This is a genomic window from Pedobacter sp. L105, from assembly GCF_009765875.1.
Classification (GTDB): Bacteria; Bacteroidota; Bacteroidia; order Sphingobacteriales; family Sphingobacteriaceae; genus Pedobacter.
The window spans coordinates 481,017-502,769 of record NZ_LMUP01000008.1 but is presented as its reverse complement, the minus strand read 5'-3'; the positions used below and the strand labels follow the sequence as shown (position 1 = coordinate 502,769).

At 36.6% G+C, this 21,753-nt stretch carries 17 protein-coding genes; 11 read left to right on the top strand and 6 right to left on the bottom strand.

Features of this window, described 5'->3' with window-relative positions; genetic code table 11:
• Window positions 1-105 precede the first annotated feature (105 nt).
• The 4 genes from GSQ84_RS17350 to GSQ84_RS17335 all read right to left on the bottom strand — a co-directional run bounded on the left by GSQ84_RS17350 (window position 106) and on the right by GSQ84_RS17335 (window position 4,799).
• Window positions 106-981 (bottom strand): AraC family transcriptional regulator, encoded by an 876-nt coding sequence (locus tag GSQ84_RS17350; protein WP_158798531.1) that lies wholly within the window; start codon window positions 979-981, stop codon window positions 106-108.
• 301 nt (window positions 982-1,282) lie between these two features.
• Window positions 1,283-1,510 carry a hypothetical protein gene (locus GSQ84_RS17345; RefSeq protein WP_158798530.1) on the bottom strand — a complete coding sequence of 76 codons (228 nt, stop codon included), beginning with the start codon at window positions 1,508-1,510 and terminating at the stop codon, window positions 1,283-1,285.
• Window positions 1,511-1,551: 41 nt separating this feature from the next.
• The gene (locus tag GSQ84_RS17340; protein ID WP_158798529.1) at window positions 1,552-2,838 is read right to left on the bottom strand and encodes an ATP-binding protein; all 1,287 of its coding nucleotides are present in this window, start codon (window positions 2,836-2,838) and stop codon (window positions 1,552-1,554) included.
• A 179-nt stretch (window positions 2,839-3,017) separates the two neighbouring features.
• Complete coding sequence (locus tag GSQ84_RS17335) at window positions 3,018-4,799, bottom strand: ATP-binding protein (protein WP_158798528.1); 1,782 nt, start codon at window positions 4,797-4,799, stop codon at window positions 3,018-3,020.
• Between the two features lie 385 nt (window positions 4,800-5,184).
• Between GSQ84_RS17335 and GSQ84_RS17330 the strand changes: the two genes are divergently transcribed.
• Entirely contained in the window at window positions 5,185-6,747 is a 1,563-nt protein-coding gene (locus GSQ84_RS17330) for an ATP-binding protein (protein ID WP_158798527.1), read from the top strand.
• Here the strand turns inward: GSQ84_RS17330 and GSQ84_RS17325 are convergent.
• Window positions 6,744-7,373, bottom strand: coding sequence for an acyltransferase (locus GSQ84_RS17325; protein WP_158798526.1), 630 nt, complete (start codon window positions 7,371-7,373; stop codon window positions 6,744-6,746). The two genes, GSQ84_RS17330 and GSQ84_RS17325, sit on opposite strands and share 4 nt — an antisense overlap.
• Window positions 7,374-7,620: 247 nt before the next feature.
• Between GSQ84_RS17325 and GSQ84_RS17320 the strand changes: the two genes are divergently transcribed.
• Together GSQ84_RS17320 and GSQ84_RS17315 are read left to right on the top strand one after the other, a co-directional pair.
• Window positions 7,621-7,992, top strand: coding sequence for a helix-turn-helix domain-containing protein (locus GSQ84_RS17320; RefSeq protein WP_158798525.1), 372 nt, complete (start codon window positions 7,621-7,623; stop codon window positions 7,990-7,992).
• Window positions 7,989-8,873 (top strand): IS3 family transposase, encoded by an 885-nt coding sequence (locus GSQ84_RS17315; protein ID WP_158798524.1) that lies wholly within the window; start codon window positions 7,989-7,991, stop codon window positions 8,871-8,873. Before GSQ84_RS17320 ends, GSQ84_RS17315 begins: the two co-directional genes overlap by 4 nt.
• A 341-nt stretch (window positions 8,874-9,214) precedes the next feature.
• Here GSQ84_RS17315 and GSQ84_RS17310 read toward each other — a convergent pair whose 3' ends face one another.
• A complete protein-coding gene (locus GSQ84_RS17310; protein WP_158798523.1) occupies window positions 9,215-10,306 on the bottom strand; it encodes a GAF domain-containing protein in 1,092 nt (363 codons plus the stop codon).
• 224 nt (window positions 10,307-10,530) lie between these two features.
• Between GSQ84_RS17310 and GSQ84_RS17305 the strand changes: the two genes are divergently transcribed.
• The 8 genes from GSQ84_RS17305 to GSQ84_RS17270 all read left to right on the top strand — a co-directional run bounded on the left by GSQ84_RS17305 (window position 10,531) and on the right by GSQ84_RS17270 (window position 21,569).
• Complete coding sequence (locus GSQ84_RS17305; RefSeq protein ID WP_158798522.1) at window positions 10,531-11,814, top strand: nucleotide sugar dehydrogenase; 1,284 nt, start codon at window positions 10,531-10,533, stop codon at window positions 11,812-11,814.
• 49 nt (window positions 11,815-11,863) lie between these two features.
• Window positions 11,864-12,715 (top strand): dTDP-4-dehydrorhamnose reductase, encoded by an 852-nt coding sequence (gene rfbD, locus GSQ84_RS17300; RefSeq protein ID WP_158798521.1) that lies wholly within the window; start codon window positions 11,864-11,866, stop codon window positions 12,713-12,715.
• A gap of 81 nt (window positions 12,716-12,796) precedes the next feature.
• Window positions 12,797-13,933, top strand: coding sequence for a GDP-mannose 4,6-dehydratase (gene gmd, locus GSQ84_RS17295; RefSeq protein ID WP_158798520.1), 1,137 nt, complete (start codon window positions 12,797-12,799; stop codon window positions 13,931-13,933).
• Window positions 13,934-13,962: 29 nt separating this feature from the next.
• Window positions 13,963-16,569: an SLBB domain-containing protein gene (locus tag GSQ84_RS17290; RefSeq protein ID WP_158798519.1), complete on the top strand. Its 2,607-nt coding sequence runs from the start codon at window positions 13,963-13,965 to the stop codon at window positions 16,567-16,569.
• A 22-nt stretch (window positions 16,570-16,591) separates the two neighbouring features.
• Window positions 16,592-17,698 (top strand): Wzz/FepE/Etk N-terminal domain-containing protein, encoded by a 1,107-nt coding sequence (locus tag GSQ84_RS17285; RefSeq protein WP_158798518.1) that lies wholly within the window; start codon window positions 16,592-16,594, stop codon window positions 17,696-17,698.
• On the top strand, window positions 17,691-19,094 hold the full coding sequence (locus tag GSQ84_RS17280) for a lipopolysaccharide biosynthesis protein (protein ID WP_158798517.1): 1,404 nt from the start codon (window positions 17,691-17,693) through the stop codon (window positions 19,092-19,094). Before GSQ84_RS17285 ends, GSQ84_RS17280 begins: the two co-directional genes overlap by 8 nt.
• 45 nt (window positions 19,095-19,139) lie before the next feature.
• Window positions 19,140-20,390, top strand: coding sequence for an NAD(P)/FAD-dependent oxidoreductase (locus GSQ84_RS17275; RefSeq protein ID WP_158798516.1), 1,251 nt, complete (start codon window positions 19,140-19,142; stop codon window positions 20,388-20,390).
• Window positions 20,391-20,405: 15 nt separating this feature from the next.
• Window positions 20,406-21,569, top strand: a complete 1,164-nt coding sequence (locus GSQ84_RS17270; protein ID WP_158798515.1) for a glycosyltransferase family 4 protein — start codon at window positions 20,406-20,408, stop codon at window positions 21,567-21,569.
• Window positions 21,570-21,753: the final 184 nt, after the last annotated feature.

The following is a 21,753-nucleotide window of genomic DNA, read 5'->3' as shown; positions in this document are numbered from 1 at the left end:
GCACAACCCGAATAAAAGCCTTTTAAAAGCTGCGTAAAATCCATTTTAAAATCGCATGATATAGCAGGAGTAAATTCGTCATGCTAATAGGATTTTTCTTTCAGGTCAAACAAAAATCCTGCTGCCAGAATAATTTGCCCTAAATTCTTTAGGCGTACAAACCTTTTTCTTTTTGAAAATACGGTTAAAGTGGGAGATGTTATTAAATCCGCATTTATAGGCAATTTCGGCAATGGTTTGGGAGGTATCGATCAGCATCCGTGAAGCGTGCCCCAGCCTGATCTCATTCAGGCTATCGATAAAAGTAACCCCGGTATGTTTTTTTATAAACCTGCTGAAAGAAACTTCGGGCATACTGGCAATTTTAGCTACTTCAGCCAGGCTAATTTCCCGGTTAAAGTTCGCGTTCATAAATTCAAATGCCTTTTCTATCCTGCGGCTGTTGTAAGTGGTATGTTCGGTGTTAAAAGCAACGTCTGAAAGATTCTGCATGTTCCTTGATACAGACAGGTCATGAAGGATGGAAAACAATTCCAATACAGAGTCGAAACCACTTTTCTGGCTTAATCCCAAAATGCGGGGTTTCAGGCGTTCAATCGTACTTTTAGAAAAGAGAATGCCCCGCTGGGAGCGGTCCAGCATATTGCGTAAAAAGCTAAGCTGATTTTTTTTTAGTAATTTATCATCTAACAGGTCTCTGTGAAACTGTATGGTTACCTCAGTAATTTCATCACTTTCACACTGGTGGGTAAACCACGCATGATACTGATTAGGGCCAATCAGTACCAATTCAATATCATCAATCGAATCAATATGATCACCTACAATTCGTTTAGCTCCTCTTGCGTTCAGGATCAGGTTCAATTCATAAGCCTCATGGTAATGCAACGGAAAATTGAAAGCTTTTTTAACCCTGGAAAAGATAGTAAAACAGTCATTCTGAGTGAGGGGAGTGATCTCTTTAATAATATTGTTGTTCATACTTGGTTCGCTAAAGATAATCCCTGTAAATTTAATTACAATGCAAGGTAATAAATATCGAATCCATACGGATGAATAAAATATATATAATTTAAGTTTAGAGGATCAACTAAAAGATGAAGCGGTTCAAGAATAGGTTATGATACCAAATTCCCTGGCAAGACTACAGCAAGCTACGGTCAAGCGTAGCCTTGTCAATCACCTGATGAAGCGAAATATAATTAAATACAATACGGTTGGCCACTTACAGGAAATTTCTCAGAGGCTTATGCCAAATTGTAATTGTATAGTTTTCAGGTCGTTAATAATTGATGATGGCTTTGGTGATCTTTGCAGTTGTTCCAGCATTCAACAACTGACCTGCATTCATGCTCTTTTTATAGATCCATCGGGAATATTCGTCCAGCAACAGGTGTCCTAAGCTTAATTCTTCGTAAGCTATTTTAAAAATTCCTTTTCCTTTTCTTTCTATATGGAATGGCACCAGCCATCCATTAAGATCTATTTGAATATCAAATTTTGCGCTCATACCTGTAATTGGCCAAAAAGCCTGCCAGCTTTGTCTTCTGCTCAGGTAGGTACTGTAATACTAAAGGTAGTTCCTTTACCCGTTTCGCTCTGCACGGTAATATTACCATTCATTTCAACAACCTGTTTTTTTACGAGATAAAGTCCTATACCGTGACTGTCCAGACCAGTATGGAAGGTTTTAAACAAACCGAACATTTCATTTCCATATTTCTCCATGTCAATGCCCCTGCCGTTATCTGTAATGTTTAGCCTGAGGGTATCTCCTTCCTGATAAGTTTTAAGTATAATACAGTTAGTGCGCAGGGGATCCCTGTATTTAATGGCGTTGCTGATCAGGTTTTGCAGAATGCTCTGCATATAAATTTTCACAAAGAGGAGTTCATCAGCTTCAATAAAATCGGCTTCAATTATTGTTCCTGACCTTTCTATCTCCATTTTATGGCTGATCTTTACCTCTCCAAGGAGCTGCGAAAGGCTAATCGTTTCTTTCAGTAAAATTCCGCCCTGTCTTTGCCTAAGTAATATAATGAGATCATCTAGCTTACGGAATAAGCCCAGGGAAGCATTTTTCAGCATTTTAAATACAGGGTCTGTTTCATCGGCCAGACCATCTTCTTCCATAATCTGGATCAGGGAAATCATGTTACTTAGCGGACCGCGCAGGTCGTGCGAGATAATATGGGTAAAGTGCTCCAGTTCGGCATTTCTTGCAGAAAAATCTATGCTTAATCCTTTTAACTCCTGTTGCTGCGTAATCAATTTGGAATTCTGTAATGCTAATTCCTCAAACAACCGGATGTTTTTTCTCCTTCTGTTGTACAATTTTACACGCATTATAGTAATGACAATGATCACTAAAACACTGAAAATAGAAATGCTGATTTCGGTCATTGCCAGTGTTTCTGATACCTTTTGGTCTTCCTGACGAACGTTCACATAAAAAACATCGAGCATATCATTGCACATTTTTCTGATAGCGTTCATGTCATTCTCCCCCATATCCGAATTGATCAGCTGGAGCACTTGAATATTTTTGTTCTGGTCTTTTAGGTCAATTGTCTTTTTGAGCTCAATCAATTTCGCTGTGATCAGGCTGTTCAGCCGCGCATTGGTTTGTATGCTGCGGTTATCGAAGTGTGCCTTTATCAAAGAAGTAAGGGAATACTGAAAACCGGAGATGATCCGAAGTGCTTTTGTATAGGGAAGAATATATTTTGATCTGCCGGTAAGGAGATAACCACGCTGGCCCATTTCGGCATCTTTGATGGTACCCAGAATCTTTCTTACCAGTACCATCGCGTTTTCATTCAGCTCCTTTTTTCTCATGCTCTCTTTATTTTGTCGCATTAAATGAAAAAAGAGGCATCCGTTGATCACTACAGCACTCATAATCAGTAGTATCAGTAACTGAACCGTCCGGGTACTATGTGGGTTTTTATTTGGTTTGAGAGCGTTGAGCATTATACAGATGGTTACATCTTTAGTTTTATAGTCTAAACATACAATTATTTAGTTGTAAGTTGTTGTACCACAGCTTCTAATTTTTCTTTTAATAGGGAAGGTGAAAAAGGTTTAAGTAAATAATCATCAAGATAGGTAAAGTTGAACGATTGTTGTATGTCTACATCGCTTGAGGCAGTCAGTGCAATGATCTTAATTTTGGAAATCGTTGCATCAGGCAATTCCCTGATATGTCTTGATGCTTCAAAGCCATCCATTACAGGCATGTGAATATCCATTAGTACCACATCAAATTCGCCTGTTTTTACCATTTCCAGTGCTTCCTGACCATTTTTTGAAAGTGAATAACTGCAATTCCACTGGTCCAGTATTTTTTTCAGCAGCATGATATTAATGATGTTGTCTTCTGCTATTAATATGCTCAGGTTACTGATATCCGTAGGTGCAGCTGTGATCACAGGTTTTTGTTCGGTCATTTCTTCGGCAGCAGCCAGTTCATACCTGATTTCAAAAGAAAATACAGAACCTACATTTTCCTCACTAACCAGCTTTAGCTCACTTTCGTGCATGCTGATCAGCCTTTTGGCAATAGCCAGTCCCAGTCCTGTACCGCCATATCTTTTCGTGATGTTATTGTTGGCCTGTAAAAAGGGTTCGAAAATAATATCCTGTTTGTTTTTGGGGATGCCTATTCCCGAATCTTTAACGGCAAAGAGGAGTACAATATGGTTTTCAGAACGTGCTACGGTGATGACATTGATCTCCACACGGCCACTGCTTTCTGTAAATTTTACCGCGTTGGATATCAGGTTATTCAGTATTTGGGTAAGACGATTCTGGTCGCCATTGACATCAATAATGTTTTCAAAATCTGTTCTGAGTCTTAGATCGACGCCTTTTTGTTCTGCTCTGGCTTTAAAAGAAGCATGCAAATTCTGCAGCAGGGCATTTAAATTAAAAGCTGAGTTATTGAGCACGATCTTATCTTCATTCATTTTACTGAAATCCAGCGTGTCATTGATCAGGGCCAGTAGATTTTCTGCAGAGAAACGCAGGATGGCCAGGTTTTCTTCCTGGTCTTTTCTTGGATTTTCTATGCTCAATACATTGATCATCCCAATAACGGCATGAAGAGGGGTACGGAGTTCGTGCGACATGGAAGAAAGGAAGTCTGATCTAAGTTTGGTGGCTTCCTGAGCTTCTTTAAGTGCATTTTCTAGTTTTGAATTGAGTTCCCTTTCCGCATGATGGCTCTGATAAAAAGATTTAAAAAATTCATAGTGCATGATAATCAGGATGCCAAAGTTGACCGTGAGCGCCAGCATAAACGAGTTATTATGTATCTGGACAGCTGTAATTGACACTTTTCCGCCCTGCATACGGGTACTGATGATATAAGCTAGTACGGGTATTACATTGGCAAGCGAGTAAATGATGCCCCAGTTCTTCCCGAGAATATAAAAACTTGCTGAGATGATGATAAGCGAAAGTTGAATGGTTACGAGGTTGATCCCGAATTTAAAAAAGATCAGATTTGTCCAGATATAGATACAAAGAGCCAATAACAAAATGTGTCCCGACTGCCGCCACATTCCCTTTTCAATCAGGACGTATAGAGCTACAACGAGCGATAACATTAAGATAACCAATCTGCTGATTACAATAGCGTTTATCCTGGTAAAAGAGTTGATCAGTACAATCAGTGTCAATGTAATCAGTAACAGCAGTCCATAGGTTAAAATCCTTATTCTGGACTGCGTAAGGGGAATCTGGGTGTCTGCTAATAGCTGATTATATTTATCCCGAAACCGGTGAATTGTGTTCATAAATATCTAATGTAGATCAATAATACAAAAAAAATGATTGCTGTTAAGTTTGTTTCGGGAAATTGGGGAGGTAGCGTTAACCGTGACTGTTTCTTATCCTTTTATGTTAACTGGCCTGCTTATTGATCACAGTATATCCAGGTTAATCGTTTTAATAATAATTTTTTTTGAAGAAATTTACAACCGGCTGGTGTGCTAAACGGTTTCCTGCGGGTGTAAAGAGTATATATATTGTTCAGTAAAACAATTTAGCAATTTTCAGGAAACAATTGATGGGTGTAATTAAAAATTTCCACTTTGGATATTAGTGTTTCTTAGCAGTTTAGGTGTAATCTAAGTACTGAAAATCTTATATTTGACGAGCCAAAATACCAATGAGGTTGTAATGAATAGAAGACCAAAAATACTTTATCTCCGGAACCCTCCGCATGATGCGGAACATTTACTGGAGATATTGGAAGAGTTAACTCCAACATATGAGTATTTAGCTGTCCAGACGATGGAAGACTATATCAATTGTCTCCAGGAGTTCAGGCCTGATATTATCATGGCTGATGAGGATATAAATACCTTCAATACGAGGGAAGCACTAGATGTGATTGGACATCAGGAGAAAGATATTCCTTTTATTCTGATTAGTTCTGCCAGTAGGGAGGATTATGCGCTGGAATTTCTAAAAGCCGGAGCTGTGGATTATGTGCTTAAAGAAAAACCCCAGCGATTGCTGTTTGTATTGTTCAACCAGGTAGCCAGACTGCGCGCCATTAGTGATATGGAGCAGGCTTTAAGAGAAAAAGAGCGGCTTTATAAACGGAATCTGGCCGATACTACCGCACTTAAGATCAGTGAGAAGCAGATGATGAAGTCTAAAGCCAATCTAAGAACGCTGTTTGATCATACAGATACAGCTTATTTCATGGTCAATGATGATTTTAAAGTCATTTCTTATAATCTTCCTGCACTAAGGATGACCGAAGAATTTTCTCAGCCAACATTAGCTGTGGGAAGTCATATCCTTGATTTTTTTCCTGCTCAGCGAAAACCTGAAATTATAAATATTATCCAGCGGGTAATGGATGGAGAAAGTGTGTCTTATCACTCTACTTTTCCGGATCACAAAGGCGACGATCGCTGGTACAGCATCAAGTGGATTGGAGTAGGTAATGATCAGCGCAAGCATTGGGGATTTATCCTTTCCGTAAGGGATATTACAAAATCCAAGACTATTGAAATGACCCTTGCCGAAACCAATATAGAGCTGACTAAAAGAAACAAAAGTCTGGAACAATTCACTTATATTGTTTCACATAACCTGCTTGCACCGGTGGCCAACATAGTTAGTTTAACGGAATTGCTAAAGGATGTAACTGCGTCAGAACATGAAGAACTGGTAGAAGGCCTACAGACTTCTATTAAAACTATGCATACGATCATTAAGGATCTTAATCAGACATTACAGGTGAAAGATGCGGTTCATAAGAAGAAGGAAGAGGTACATTTCCGTCAGTTAGTAGAAGAAATCACTTTTAGTATCAATAACCTGATGATTTCTGAAGAAGTGAGCCTTCATTGCGATTTTGAAGCGAAACAATCCCTGTTTACTGTTAGAGGATACCTTTACAGTATTTTTTATAATTTGATGCTGAATAGTATCAAGTATCGCAGACCAGAAGAAGCTCCAATCATCAGTATTAAAAGTATGGTGAATATGGATCAGATCTTCCTCACCTTTGAAGATAATTGCAAAGGTATCGATATGGAAAAGAATGGTGCACAGCTTTTTGGCCTTTACAAACGTTTTGATACCAGTATAGAAGGCCGGGGTATGGGAATGTTTATGGTTAAAACACAAATTGAAGAGCTTAACGGCAGTATTGAGGTAGAAAGCCAGTTAGGTAAAGGTACAAAAATCACTATTCGTTTTCCTCTTCCGCCAAATCAGGCTTAAGATTTTAAACTAAAGTTTTCGAACTTTGTTTTTGCATTTCCGTATTTCACTGCGCTGGAAAGCCTTGCAGAAGGTTTCTCGATAAATTGCCAGAATAACCAGGCCACTCCAAAACAAACCAACGTTGCAAAGATGAACAGCGCCCAGTTTAATGAAGGGCTGATGTGTCTTTGTAATAAATTAATCAGTTTTGTTCCCAATGGGAAATGAAGCAGGTATAGTGAATAAGATATTTCTCCTGGAAATTCTAAAACAGGGCTTACAGGTTTTCTGAAATATAGGATAACCAGGATAGTTAAAGTGGCTACAATGCCTGCCGCCAGTTCATAAAAAACAAAGGAAAACGCAATTGACACAGCAAGTGCCAGATATTCCAGGATAGTATTCTCTTCTTTAATGTAAATCAGGTATCCAATTGTGCCGATGAGAAAATAGACGATAAAATTGAAAAATCCGGTGTAATTGATTACCAGGGTCTGGCTTAGCAATAACAATACAGGAACGCCGATGATAATGGAAAGCTTTGGGAATTGAGTTAACAATACGAAAAACAGGCCTATAAAAATATAATATTCAGCTTCGATGCGCAACGTCCAGAATACTGGATTGTCGGCAGGGGCATGCATATAAAATAGACTTTGAAATATGGTTAAAGGTGTTTCAGGGTTAATCAGATGTCTTGATCTGTAAGAGGCAGCAGCAATCAGGAGGGTTAGGGCTAAGGCAATTAGATTATCATTGTAAACCCAAATTAGTAATTTACTTTCTTAATGTAAACTTATGTCAGTATAGGACATAAATGAAATTATCATTAAATTGCGTTTGTCCATTCCTGAAATGAGTTTACATAAGAAAGTTTTTCAAGCCAGAAAAATGAGTAAAGAAAACGAACGTCCAAGTAAAGGCAAAGGAGGCAGAATCTCACCACATTCAGAGAGCTTCAGGGTACAGGTTGCCCTTGAATATATCAACGGGGATTATAGTTATCCACAGGTAGGAAGAAAGTATGGATTACCGGAACAAACGATCGCCGGATTTGTATCTTGGTACAAAAAGAATCAAGATCAATTTATGCCAGAGGAACCAGTTTCACCCGAATCAATCCCTCTAAGCCCAAAGGAACAGCAAGATTTGGAAAAACGTCTTGCATTGGCAGAAATGAAAATAGCAGTTTTGGAAAAGGTGATTGCTATCGCAAATGAAGAGTATGGTACTGATCTCAAAAAAAAAGCTGCTACCAAGTGATCCAGGAACTTAGGGGGACGCGCAAACATTATAGTATTGATCATCTTTGCGCGGCATTTGGCTATACCAGGCAAGCTTGGTATAGCCATTTAAGAAGTTTAAGATTATATTTTATAGAGCAGGAGATTGTGCTGGAAAGAATAGGAGAAATCAGAAAAGAGCTTCCTAAAACTGGGTGCATCAAGCTTTACAAAGAACTAAATAACGGATTTTTACAGGGACATGGCATATCGATGGGCAGAGATGCCGTATTTAATCTAATGCGATCCCAGGGAATGTTGATTAAGACAAAAAAGAAATGGGCACGTACGACGAACTCTTTTCATCGGTTCAAAGTGCATCCAGATCTGGTTCAGCGCAGGGCTGCGGTACAGGCGGAGGAAATATGGGTAAGTGATATTACCTATTTACGTACTAGTACTTGTTTTATCTACCTCTCACTGGTCACTGATGCCTATTCCAGGAAAATTGTGGGGTACCATCTGGCGAGCGATTTGAGAACAATTGGTTGCATTAAAGCCCTGAAAATGGCTTTAAAAGGAAGGTTATACCCTATAAGGCCACTTATTCATCATTCAGACAGAGGTACGCAATATTGTTGTGATGACTACATCTGCTTACTCAGGGAAAATAAAATATTCATCAGCATGACCCAATCAGGAAGTCCTTACGATAATGCAATTGCAGAACGGGTAAATGGAATTCTTAAGATGGAATTTGATCTGGAAAAAACCTTTAAAAATATTGCCCAGGCAAAGGCTTGGGTTGAACTGGGAATACATAAATACAATAATGTACGATTGCACACGAGTTGTGACTTTCAAACACCTCAAAACACCCATTTATTAGAAAATGTAGTCCCAAAAGCGCAAAAAATCTAAAACTTTTAAAAATGTAAACATATGCCAGGAAAATCCAAAAATAATGTAAACACCAAACAGGAATTAAAACTATTATTGTAAGCTGTTGTAAACAGCAGGCAGTAAATCAAAAATTCATCGTAAACACTAATCAGTAATTTACTTTTTTACTGTAAACTAATCTCAGTATAAGACAGTTTGACTTGGTTATGACTTAGTTTTGCCTTTAAAAGGTATTGTCAGGGCCAAAAGTGGGGGTTGGTTCGGCGATTACCCGAACCAACCCCCTATCAACACCCTACCAACCCCCTACCAACACCCTATCAACACAAAGCGAAAACAGAACCATGACAGAAAAACAATTATTTATGGGATGCGGCGTGGGTAACAATTTTACGGATCTTTTCATCCAGATCCATTACTGCACGTTCCATCATCATCATTTCCTCTTTTGAGGCACGGTAATCATCAGTTTTAAACACATTCATTAATCCTAAAATGGAAGAAACAGGGCTTCTGATCTCATGTGATTGAATATAAGCTATGGCCTTTAACGAAGCGTCTTTTGCATCAGACAGCGTCTCTTTCAATTTTAAATCTGAAATATTCACTGCATTATAAGAAACACCAATAATTTGACCATCTGCGTCAAAAGCGGGAACATAATCATAGTTCCACCAGATCTTGACATCTCCCCGGATCATCTCACTTTCATTTTTGATATGTTTACCCAGTAAGGCTTCCTTAAAGCATACTAGAAATTCGGGCATAAAAAGATCATCAATATATTCAGTCACACTGTTTCCGATACGCATTTCTACGTTATTGTTGACCCTCATGATTTCAGAGAAAGTTTTGTTAAAAGCTAACACTTCCAGGTTTTTCCCTACCAGAAGGTGACAGGAGACCGAACTTTCAAAAAAAGAACGCAATTTTATTTCTGATTTTTTTGCTTCAAAATATTGTTCCTGTAAAAGGGCAAGACTAAAATCGAAATTCAGGATATGAATCACCTGCCTGGATAGTACGGCCAGCATTTTTAACTGGATGTCTGATAAATGATTAGGCTTGCTATCAATTACACATAAACCACCTAGGCTATATCCTTCCTGGGTTTTCAGCGGGGCTCCTGCAAAAAAACGGGTATTTAACTCACTATATGCTGAATTTGCTAAAGAATGCCTGGCTGATTCCGTATCGGGTATCATAAATATTTCATCCTGCTCAATCACATAATTACATAAAGCGTTTTTGCGGGGAGTTTCCCTGATGTTTATGCCTATGCTGAATAGAATATATTGTGTGTCGTCATCTAATAACACAATGGCTGCCATTGGGGTATTGCAAATTTCAGCTGCATACCGGACGATTTCATTGAGCTCTTCCTCCCTGCTTATTTTTAGCGCTAGAAATCTGTTCACGGCCTTTAGACGTTCCAATTCGTTGTGCAGCATTACTGAAGAAGGGTAAAATTATTTTATGGGTATACGTGAGTTTTTTTAACAATAGCATTTGAAGATATAAAATATATTTTATTCTTCAGCTAAATCTTGTTTTTTCTAAATCACTGTATGTTGTATATTTATTTGATAATCCTTTGAAAACAGGTTATGCGTTTGTATAGTCGTTTCAGCAGCAGACAATAATTAGTATGTTTGCAGACCCAAAAACTTTAAAAATGCACATTCATCCTCCGGCAAAAATTGCGATTATTGGATTAGGTTACGTAGGTCTGCCTCTGGCAATTGAATTTGCGAAAAAGTATAAGGTGCTGGGTTATGATATCAATGCTGATCGTATTGCTGAACTCAATAGTTATCAGGACAGTACCCGTGAAGCAGATATCCCTGCACTAAAAAATGTATTGAAAGACGCGGAAACCGGATTACGCTTATCAGCAGATCCGAACGACCTGGCTGTAAATACCATATTTATTGTTACTGTGCCTACACCAATTGACCATTTTAAAGTGCCGGATTTGAAGCCGCTATTAGCTGCAAGTCAGTTGATTGCCATTTATCTCAAAAAAGGTGATACTGTAATTTATGAATCTACCGTTTATCCTGGCTGTACGGAAGAAGATTGTGTGCCCGTACTGGAAAAATATTCGGGATTAATATTTAATACTGATTTTTATTGTGGTTATTCTCCTGAAAGAATCAATCCGGGGGATAAGGTAAATACGCTGACTACGATTATGAAGGTTACTTCTGGTTCTACACCTGAAGTAGCAGAGGCTATAGATGTGTTGTATGGTAGTATCATTACTGCAGGTACTCATAAGGCACCAAGCATCAAAGTGGCTGAGGCTTCCAAAGCTATCGAAAATGCACAGCGTGATGTAAATATCTCTTTTGTTAATGAACTGGCACTAATTTTTGATAAATTAGGTATTGATACATCAGATGTGATCGAAGCAGCAGCCACTAAATGGAATTTTCTTAAATATAAACCAGGATTGGTAGGCGGGCATTGTATCGGGGTTGATCCTTATTATCTTGCTTATAAATCTAATGCCCTGGGGTATAATCCTCAGGTAATCCTGTCGGGCAGGAGCGTCAACGAAAACATGGGAATTTTTGTTGCCAATAAAGTGGTTAAAATGATGATTGCCAGAGATGATAAAATCAAAGGAGATAAAGTACTTATTCTGGGCTTCGCCTTCAAAGAAAATTGTCCGGATATCAGAAATACCAGGGTAATTGATATTTATAAGGAATTGGAACAGTTTGGTTTGTCGGTTGATATTTATGATCCCTGGGCTAATACAGAAGAGGTGAAGAAGGAATATCAAATTGATTTAGAGCCTGTTTTATCTTTAAAACCTTATAAAGCTATTATTCTGGCCGTAGCACACAAAGAATTTTTAACTATAGATTACGCCAGTTACCGGGCTCAGGGCGCCATCGTTTTTGATACCAAGTCTTTTATCGACAGAAGTTTCGCAGATGCGAGGCTTTAAGCTGATTTATGCTATTTTTGTGGCATTCTAAACATCTTTTGAAAAATATATGGGTAATGTAATTGTAATCGGCGGTAAAGGACAACTTGGACAGTGTCTGCAGGAAAAAATTAAGTCTGGCGGAGATCATGATTTTATATTTTTAGGATCGGCTGATCTGGATATCACCAGTGATGTGCAAACCAGGGAAATATTTGACAAGTACCAGCCGGTGTATTGTATCAATTGCGCAGCCTATACTGCGGTTGATCAGGCAGAAGAAGATTTAGACCGCGCTTTTTCGATCAATGAGTTCGCTGTTAAAAGACTGGCAGAAAACTGTCTAATCTATCATACTGTCTTAATTCATATTTCTACTGATTTCGTTTTTAATGGCGATTCCAGTATTCCCCTAACTGAAACACTGCATACCAGCCCTGTAAACGTTTATGGTTTGTCTAAATTGAAAGGCGAGCAGGAGATTCAGGAAGTAATGGAAGCTTATTATATTATCCGTACCAGCTGGTTATACTCTGAGAAAGCTAATAATTTTGTTAAAACAATGCTGAAGCTGGCACAGAGCAGGAGCGAGCTGACTGTAATCTATGATCAGGTTGGCACGCCGACTTACGCTATGGATCTGGCAGAGGTGATTATTGGGATTATAGCTCATGATCCTAAAGCCTATGGTTTATATCATTATAGTAATGAAGGAGTGGCTTCCTGGTATGATTTTGCTAAAGCGGTTTTCGAATTTGCTGAGGTAGATATGAAGGTATTGCCGGTAGCTTCATCTGCGTTTGTGACTAAAGCTAAGCGGCCTCATTACTCAGTTTTAGATAAAACTAAGATTAAAACAGCTTTAGGTATTGAAATTCCTTATTGGAGAGAGAGCCTGAACCGATGTGTTCAAAATTTATAGCAAGGAGAAAATTCAAGTATTTCTCAGGAATCAAATAATTCGCCTATCTTTGAACTTTTAAATTAAAATCCTACCTACTGAATGAAAGTTGCCTTAATTACAGGTATTACAGGACAAGATGGAGCATATCTGGCAGAATTTCTTTTGAAAAAAGGTTATTTTGTTCATGGTCTAAAAAGAAGATCATCTTTGTTTAATACTGATCGCATTGATCATTTGTATCAGGATCAGCATGAGAATGAAGTTAATTTTAAGCTTCATTTTGGAGATCTGACTGATTCTACGAACCTGATCCGGATTATTCAGGAAACACAACCTGATGAAATTTATAACCTGGCGGCGATGAGCCATGTGCAGGTGAGTTTCGAAATGCCTGAATATACTGCTAATGCAGATGGTATAGGTACCTTAAGGTTATTAGAAGCAGTACGTATTTTAGGATTAGAAAAAAAGACCAGAATTTATCAGGCCTCTACTTCAGAGTTATATGGTCTGGTCCAGGCCGTTCCCCAAAGTGAAACCACTCCCTTTTATCCAAGATCTCCTTATGCTGTAGCTAAAATTTATGGTTACTGGATTACTGTGAATTACAGGGAAGCTTATGGGATGTTTGCCTGCAACGGTATCCTATTCAACCATGAAAGCCCGTTAAGAGGTGAAACTTTTGTTACCCGTAAAATTACCAGGGCTGCCTGTAAAATTGCTTTAGGTCTTCAAAAGTGTTTATACCTGGGGAACCTCTCTGCACAGAGAGACTGGGGCCACGCTAAAGATTATATTGAAGCCATGTGGCTGATTCTTCAGCAGGAAAAGGCTGAAGATTTTGTGATTGCTACGGGTATTACCACTACTGTTCGTGATTTTGTAAAAATGAGTTTTGCTGAATTAGGTATCGAAGTTGAATTTAGTGGTAAAGACGAGTATGAAAAAGGAGTGATCATTGATATCGATTACGAGCTTGCAAATAGCTTAGGGCTGAATACAGATTCACTCCATTTTGGAATGGATGTTGTTAGGGTGGATGCTAAGTATTTTAGACCTACAGAGGTGGACCTTTTACTAGGCGATCCAACAAAATCTAAAACCCAATTGGGCTGGGATCCTAAATATGATTTACCATTATTGGTAAAAGATATGATTCAGTCTGATTTGCAACTAATGAAAAAAGACGAATATTTGAAAAAAGGTGGCTTTAGAACCTTAAATTACTTCGAATAATATATAAAATATTACTACCTAAAATATCTATGAATTTTAAAAAAATCTTTGCTGTATTATTGTTTTTTTGCAGCATAATTATTTCTCAACATGCATTTGCGCAAACTAGTTACGCTGATGTTAAAGTTGATGATTTAACTGATGCACAAGTGCGCCAATTGATGCAAAAGGCAGAGTCTGCTGGTTATAGTGATGCTCAGATGGAACAAATGGCTGCCGTACAAGGTATGCCGGCCGATGAGGTTCAAAAATTAACAACTCGTGTGGAGCAATTGAGGAAGCAAGGCGGAAATTCTCAAAACAAAATCAAAAATCAAAATGATGATGGAAGTGATGACGATGATCAGGGTCAATCTAATAAGTCATCATCAGGAAGAAACTATGATAGAGGAAATCTGGCAGATACTTCAAAAACTTCAAGGCTAAATCATTCGGACAGAGATAAGAAGCAAATGAAAGATGCCTTCGGGAACCTTATTCCGAAGGTGTTTGGTGCTGACTTATTCAAAAATGATAATATAACCTTTGAGCCAAACTTAAGAATGGCTACGCCTAAAAGTTATATTATTGGCCCGGATGATCAGTTATTGATTGATTTAACGGGTGATAATGAGGCAAACTATAAATTAACAGTAAGTGCAGAAGGAACTATTCGTTTGCAATATGTTGGACTAGTTACTGTTGGCGGATTATCAATTGAGGAAGCAACATCCAAGATTCGTGCTGCCATGGGTAAAACATACGGTGGCTTAAAAAATGGCCGTACCAATGTTGCTATCAACCTGGGAAATATAAGAAGCATTAAAATTACTTTATTGGGAGAGGTAGTTAAGCCTGGTTCTTACACCTTGTCTTCTCTGTCTACGGTTTTCAATGCCCTAAGTGCCTCTGGAGGTCCAAATGAAAATGGATCTTTTAGAAAAATACAGGTTATAAGAAACAATAAAATTGTATCTACTATAGACGTCTATAGTTTTCTTTTGAAAGGTCTGCAGACTGGAAACATCCGTTTACAGGATCAGGATATAATCAACATCCCCGTATATCAAACGCGTGTAGAAATGTCTGGAGAGGTTAAAAGACCAGCATTGTTTGAAGTATTGAATACCGAATCGTTGGAAGATGTAATTGGTTTTGCCGGAGGTTTTTCAAACAAGGCCTACACAGCAAAAATTAAAGTCTTACAGAATACCAATAAAGAAAGACGTATTACAGATGTCAGTGCTGATGATTTTGATAAATATACTCCCTTAAATGGAGATAAATATGTGGTAGAAGCTATATTGGATCGCTTTGCTAACCGGGTTGAAATTAAAGGAGCTGTTTTCCGACCAGGACAATATGAGCTTGATAAAGGGCTTACTTTGAAACAGCTGATTTTAAAAGCAGATGGATTAAAAGAGGACGCTTTTTTAAATAGGGGCTATATATCAAGATTAAACTCGGATAATAGCCTTGCATTGATATCATTCGATGTAGATAAAATTTTAAAAGGTACAGAACAGGATATCCCTTTAAGAAGAGAAGATAAGGTAACCATATCTTCCATATTTGATTTGCGTGATGAGTATAAAGTAGATATCAAAGGGGAAGTAAGATTACCCGGCACTTTTGACTATGCAGACGGAATGACTATCCAGTCATTAATTCAAATGGCTGGAGGTTTTAAAGAAGGTGCAACGCCGAACCGTATTGAAATTGCCAGGAGAGTAAAAGATGGGGATGCCAATTCGATTACAGCTAAAACTGCCGATGTGCTTAATGTTAGTATTTCAAGAGATTTAACTATACAGGATTCTTCTTTTGTACTTCAGCCATTTGATATTGTATCGATTCGAAGTGCTGAAGGTTATCAAACTCAGCAGCAGGTTAAAGTGCAGGGAGAAGTACTTTATCCAGGAATTTATACCATTACGAATAAAGATGAACGTATTTCTGATGTAATTAAAAGAGCTGGAGGATTAACAGTGCTTTCATTTGCCGAAGGTGCTTCCTTAAAACGCCCCGGACCAGAAGTAGTTGAAGATACAGATTCATTAGATAGAGATGGTAAGCTTAAAAAAGGATATAGATCAGGAAGTGCTGGTAAAAATGTAAAGGTCAAAAAGGAAGAGGATAGAGAAAAATTAGCTAATCTAAAGAGACTGCAAGGTGGTGATGGCGTTACAGATACTACACATTTAGATCAGGAAGCTAAAAATCTGGGAAGTGATCTGGTTGGGATTGATTTGGTAAATATTCTGAAAAAACCTAAATCTAAAAACGACTTGCTATTGGAAGATGGTGATGTAATTAATGTTCCTAAAGAATTACAAACTGTTAAAGTTTCCGGTGAAGTTCTCAAGCCGATTAATATTGTTTATAGTCACAATAAGAGTATGAAAGATTATATTAATGGTGCTGGTGGATTTACCTACAATGCTAATAAAAAAGGTGCATATATTCAATATGCAAATGGATCTGTTGATGCTAATAGGAAATTTTTGTTTTTTAATAATTATCCCGAGGTAAAACCAGGAGCAGAAATTTTCGTTCCGAAACATGCTCCAAGAACACCATTAGGGGCTGCTGGATTAATTGGTATTTTCTCTGGTTTAGCAACGGTAGCAGCAGTTTTAATTAGTGTTTTAAGATAACACAAATATTATTTAAGAGTTTATGGAAGAGAAAGTGGTTCAAGAAAGGATCGAAGCGCAAGATCTTTCTTTGAAAGAAGTGGTTTTGAATCTTTTAAAATGGACTAAATTTATTGGTTCCAAGAAGTTAGTAATACTATCATTTTGTATTATTGGTGGACTAGCAGGTTTTTTATATGCTTACTTAAAAGACCCGGCTTATACTGCATCAACAACATTTGTATTAGAAGAATCTGACAAAGGTAGTGGTATGGGACAGTATGCAGGTTTGGCATCGATGGTGGGATTAGATTTAGGAGGCGGTGGTAGTGGTATTTTTCAGGGAGATAATATCATTGAACTTTATAAGTCTAGGGCAATGATCCAAAAAACACTTTTGACGAAAGTGAAATATGAAAGCAATAATGCCCCGCTTTTAATTGATAAATATATCTTGATAAATGAGCTACGAAAAAAATGGGCTGATAATTTGCTTCTTAGTAAGATAGAATTTACTTCAGACAGTAGTAAAAAAGGTCAATCAGAAATTTCGCTTAGCCGTCTTCAAGACAGCGTTTTGGGAACAGTTGTCGATGATATAAATAAAAAATATTTGACCGTTGAAAAACCAGATAAAAAGTTAAGTATAATCAGGGTGGAGGTTAAAGCAAAAGATGAGTTATTCGCTAAAGAATTTAATGAAGAAATAGTGAAAAACGTCAATGATTTTTACATTCAAACGAAGACAAAAAAGGCTTTAGCTAACGTTAATATAATGCAACATAAAACTGATTCCGTTCGGTCAGTGATGAATGGTGCGATTTATTCTGCTGCAGCTGTTTCAGACGCTACTCCTAATCTTAATTTAACGCATCAGGTACAGCGTTCTGGTCCTGTGCAAAAATATCAGTATAATGCTGAAACGAATAAAGGAATTTTAACTGAACTAGTGAAAAACTTAGAATTATCAAAAATGAGTTTACTTAAAGAAACTCCTTTAGTTCAGATTATTGACAAACCAATTTTACCTTTGGAAAAAGTACATCTTAGTAAAGTCAAAACTGCCATTATTTCTATTTTATTGTTCGGACTATTAACAGTCATTTTTTTAGTTGTTAAAGAATCCCTAACTAAAATGCTGAATGACTGATAATTTCGATTCTGACAAACAGATTAGAGCAAAAAGTAAAATTGATAAATTACTAGGTATTGTTTTAAGTAAGGATCAAAAGTCCAAACTTATTCAAATAAACACGATTTTAACAATGTTGTTTCGTGGTTTAGGTATCCTATGTAGCTTCCTTATAGTTCCTTTAACATTGGGATACTTAAATAAGGATAATTATGGTGCATGGCTCACTTTAAGCTCAATTATTTCTTGGCTATCTTTTATGGATGTAGGATTAGGTAATGGGTTGAGAAATAAACTGGCAGAAGCCATAGCTATAGATGACCGTGAGCTGGCTAAACAGTATATTAGTACTACATACTTCGTTTTTTCATTGGTTATGATAGCGCTCATATTAGTTTTTTCATTAATAAATCCCTTTTTAAATTGGGATAGTATATTGAAAATTAATATCCCCAATAAAAACCTGATTTTGTTGACCTACATAGTAATTATAACTTTTTGTATCCGTTTGGTACTTGAGCTTGTTGGAATCATTATGATATCACTACAAAGACCTTTTGTAAAAGCTATGATTGACTTTTCTATAAGCTCACTGAGTCTTTTAAGTGTATATATTTTAATAAAAAGCAGTACGCCATCTTTTGTTCTTTTTGGATCTGTCATATGTATTATGCCAATTATTGTTTTAATAATATTCAGCTACTCTATATTTAATAAAAAATCCATATATAGTTATTTATCTCCATCAATAAAATATTTCCGTAAAATCCACATTCATTCTTTGCTTAATCTAGGACTGCAATTTTTTGTAATTCAATTAGCAGTATTAATTATATTTTCCACTGATAATATTTTAATTACGCAGCTTTTTTCTTCGGCAGAAGTTTCGTCGTTTAATATTGCCTACAAATATTTTAGTATTTCTACACTCGTGTTTTCTATCGTAGTTCTCCCGTACTGGTCTGCTTTTACAACTGCATTTTTAAAAAACGATACATTATGGATTAAAGGTGCTTTTAAAAAATTATTAACAATATGGTTCCTGCAAGTTGGCGGTGTATTGTTATTAATTTTTACAGCCAGAATATTTTATCAGATGTGGGTTGGTGACAGTGTTCATATTCCTATGGCCTTAAATTGGTACCTTGGGTTTTATGTGATAATATACAATTGGAATAATATTTTCGCTTATTTTTTAAATGGAGTTAGTAAAATTAAGCTTCAATTATTTAGCGCAATTTTTGTAGGATTGATAAATATTCCTTTATCATATTATCTTTCCAAGCATACCAATTTAGGGGTTTCGGCAATAGCACTTTCTAATTGTATATGTTTATCGATCACGGCAATTTGGGCACCTGTTCAATGTTATAAAATTGTTAATAATACGGCCAGAGGGCTATGGAATCGATAAGATATAGTTTACATTTATATAAGATAAATTTTTAATACATTAAATATGAGAATTGGCATATTAGGGGCAGGAATCTCAGGTCTAAGCTTGGGTAGATTATTATCAAACGACTTTACAGTTGAGTTGCTTGAGAGGGGCAGTATATATGGTGGGATAGCGCGAACCAAAAATGTGAATGGTATAGCTTACCATAAAGTTGGGGGACATTGCTTTAATTCAAAATACAATGATGTTTTGGATTTTGTTTTTAAAGAGGTTTTAAGTAAATCTAAATGGCATAATATTCAAAGAAATGCCGTTATTAAATATAAAAATGAAGAGGTTTCTTATCCTATTGAATTTGCTGTAAAAGAGATCTACAACTTTGATAAGGAGCTTGCATTAAGTATTACGAAGGACTTCCTGAATGCGAACGACGATTTTGAATATGCAGATTTGGAAGATTGGTTTAGAAAGAAGTTTGGAAATACATTAGCCGACAGTTACTTTCTTCCATATAATGAGAAGATTTGGAATAGGCCACCTAATGAGATGAGTCCGGCATGGGTAGAGGGGAAATTACCAATACCTAATAAAATGTCATTTTTCAATGCTCTCATAAGTAATGAGGAAGATAAGATGCCTCATTCTACATTTTATTATCCTGATTCTAATGACCAAAATACGTTCATCGATAGCCTGGCTCAGGGACTAAATATAACTTGCAATTATAACGTCGATCAGATAGTTTATAATTCAAATAAAAAATGTTGGATTGTTAACGGTGATAAAGAATATGACATTTTAGTAAGTACTTTACCAATGAATATTTTACCTTCTCTTATTGCCGATATCACTTCGGAAATAATCGAAGCTGCCGGAAATTTAAAATATAACAAAGTGACAACTATGTTGTGGGAAACTAAGGGCACTGAGCGCACCTGGACATATGTTCCTGATAAGGCAAACTTTTTTCATAGATATATTCATATTGGCAGCTTTTATTATCCTCGAAAAAACGTGTCTATTACGGAAGTTGTCGGGACTAAAACTTATGAAGAAATGGTGGAAAATGGTAAGCAAGACCCATTTTTAATTAAACCTCTGGATTATAATGTGTCAGATCATGCTTATGTTGTATTTGACGAGAATTACGAAATTGCTACGGAAAAGATTAAACAATATCTTGCTAGTCGTGATAATATTTACACGCATGGAAGATTTGGAGAATGGCAATATTATAACATGGATGTGTGCATCAAACAAAGTATAGATCTGGCAGCAAAGATAAATAGCAAGTATTCTGGTAATAGTTAGAATGAAACGTAAATTATGAGAATTACTATTTTAATAAATGAATTAAATATAAGAGGTGGTACGCATAAACAGATGCATCGCTTAGTTGAATATCTAATCCGGGCAAATCATGATGTGACCATCGTTACCAAGCAATATGATCCGGACAAGTGCTATCCAGGAATAGAGAAATTTAATATCTTATCATTTGATAAATATTTTAAAGATTATTCGAAGATGAATTTATTATCAAAAATTTATAATAAGGTAGTAGGCTCGTACAAGATGTCAACGGCTGCTGTAAAAGATGCAGAATGCATAAATATTCATGATAACGGCTTTGGATTAATTTCTTATTTTATTAAATTAAAAAGGAAAAAACTTCCTGTTTTTTGGCAAATAAATGATTTACCGCCTGTATTTTCATTAGGAAATAGCAAAGGTGAACATGGGAACTGGACCTATGGTTTGCGTAAAAGATTTTATATTAGAATGGCTAAAAATGTAAATCAGATTACAGTGAATGTGTCCAAAAATGCATTGCGGGTAAAAGAATATCTTGGTGTTCAGGCTAAGGTATTGCACTGCGGTGTAGATTTAAGATATACTAATTTTAATGGAAGAACAAATTCCGGAGAAAAAATTCGTCTCTTATCCACTGGCGTATTTCTAGCTTATAGAAATTATGAAACTTTCTTAGATGTTCAAGAAAAATTATCTAAAATGGGATATATTGTTGAATCAGCAATAATTGGTTCAACGGCATTAAATCCTGGTTACACTGAGAAAATCTCAGACCTTATTAAAGAAAAGCAGTTAAATTGTCGCATAACTGGTGACATCCCTGAAAAGGAGCTTATAGATATTTATAACAATTCGGATTATTTTCTATTTCTAAATATCGACCAAAGCTGGGGTTTAGCCGTATTTGAAGCGATGAACTTTGGGTTGCCTACGTTTGTGTCCCAATCAGTCGGCGCAGTGGAATTACTAAATAACGATGTTGATTCAATGATAGTAGATCCACTCGACGCGGAAGCAATTGCAATAGAGATCGATCATCTGCAAAAAAATGCTGCTAAACATCAGTTAATTACCCGAAATGCATTTGACTCCACTTTGAAAATGACATGGGATAAAATGTATAGCTCAAAATTGGAAAAAATTATGATTGATGAAACGTCCTGCAGAAAAGCTTAAAAAGTAAGCGTAAAGAAGTTGAAATAAATTAGAGAATGTATTTATAAATACTTTATATGGATTTTGTACTATTCCTGGAGAAGATTTTGTCGAACTTGTGGGTAAATATATTAATATATGTGGTTTTTATATTGGTATATCTTTTTATGTTTCGTAAACGAATCTGGTCAATTGTTGACCCACT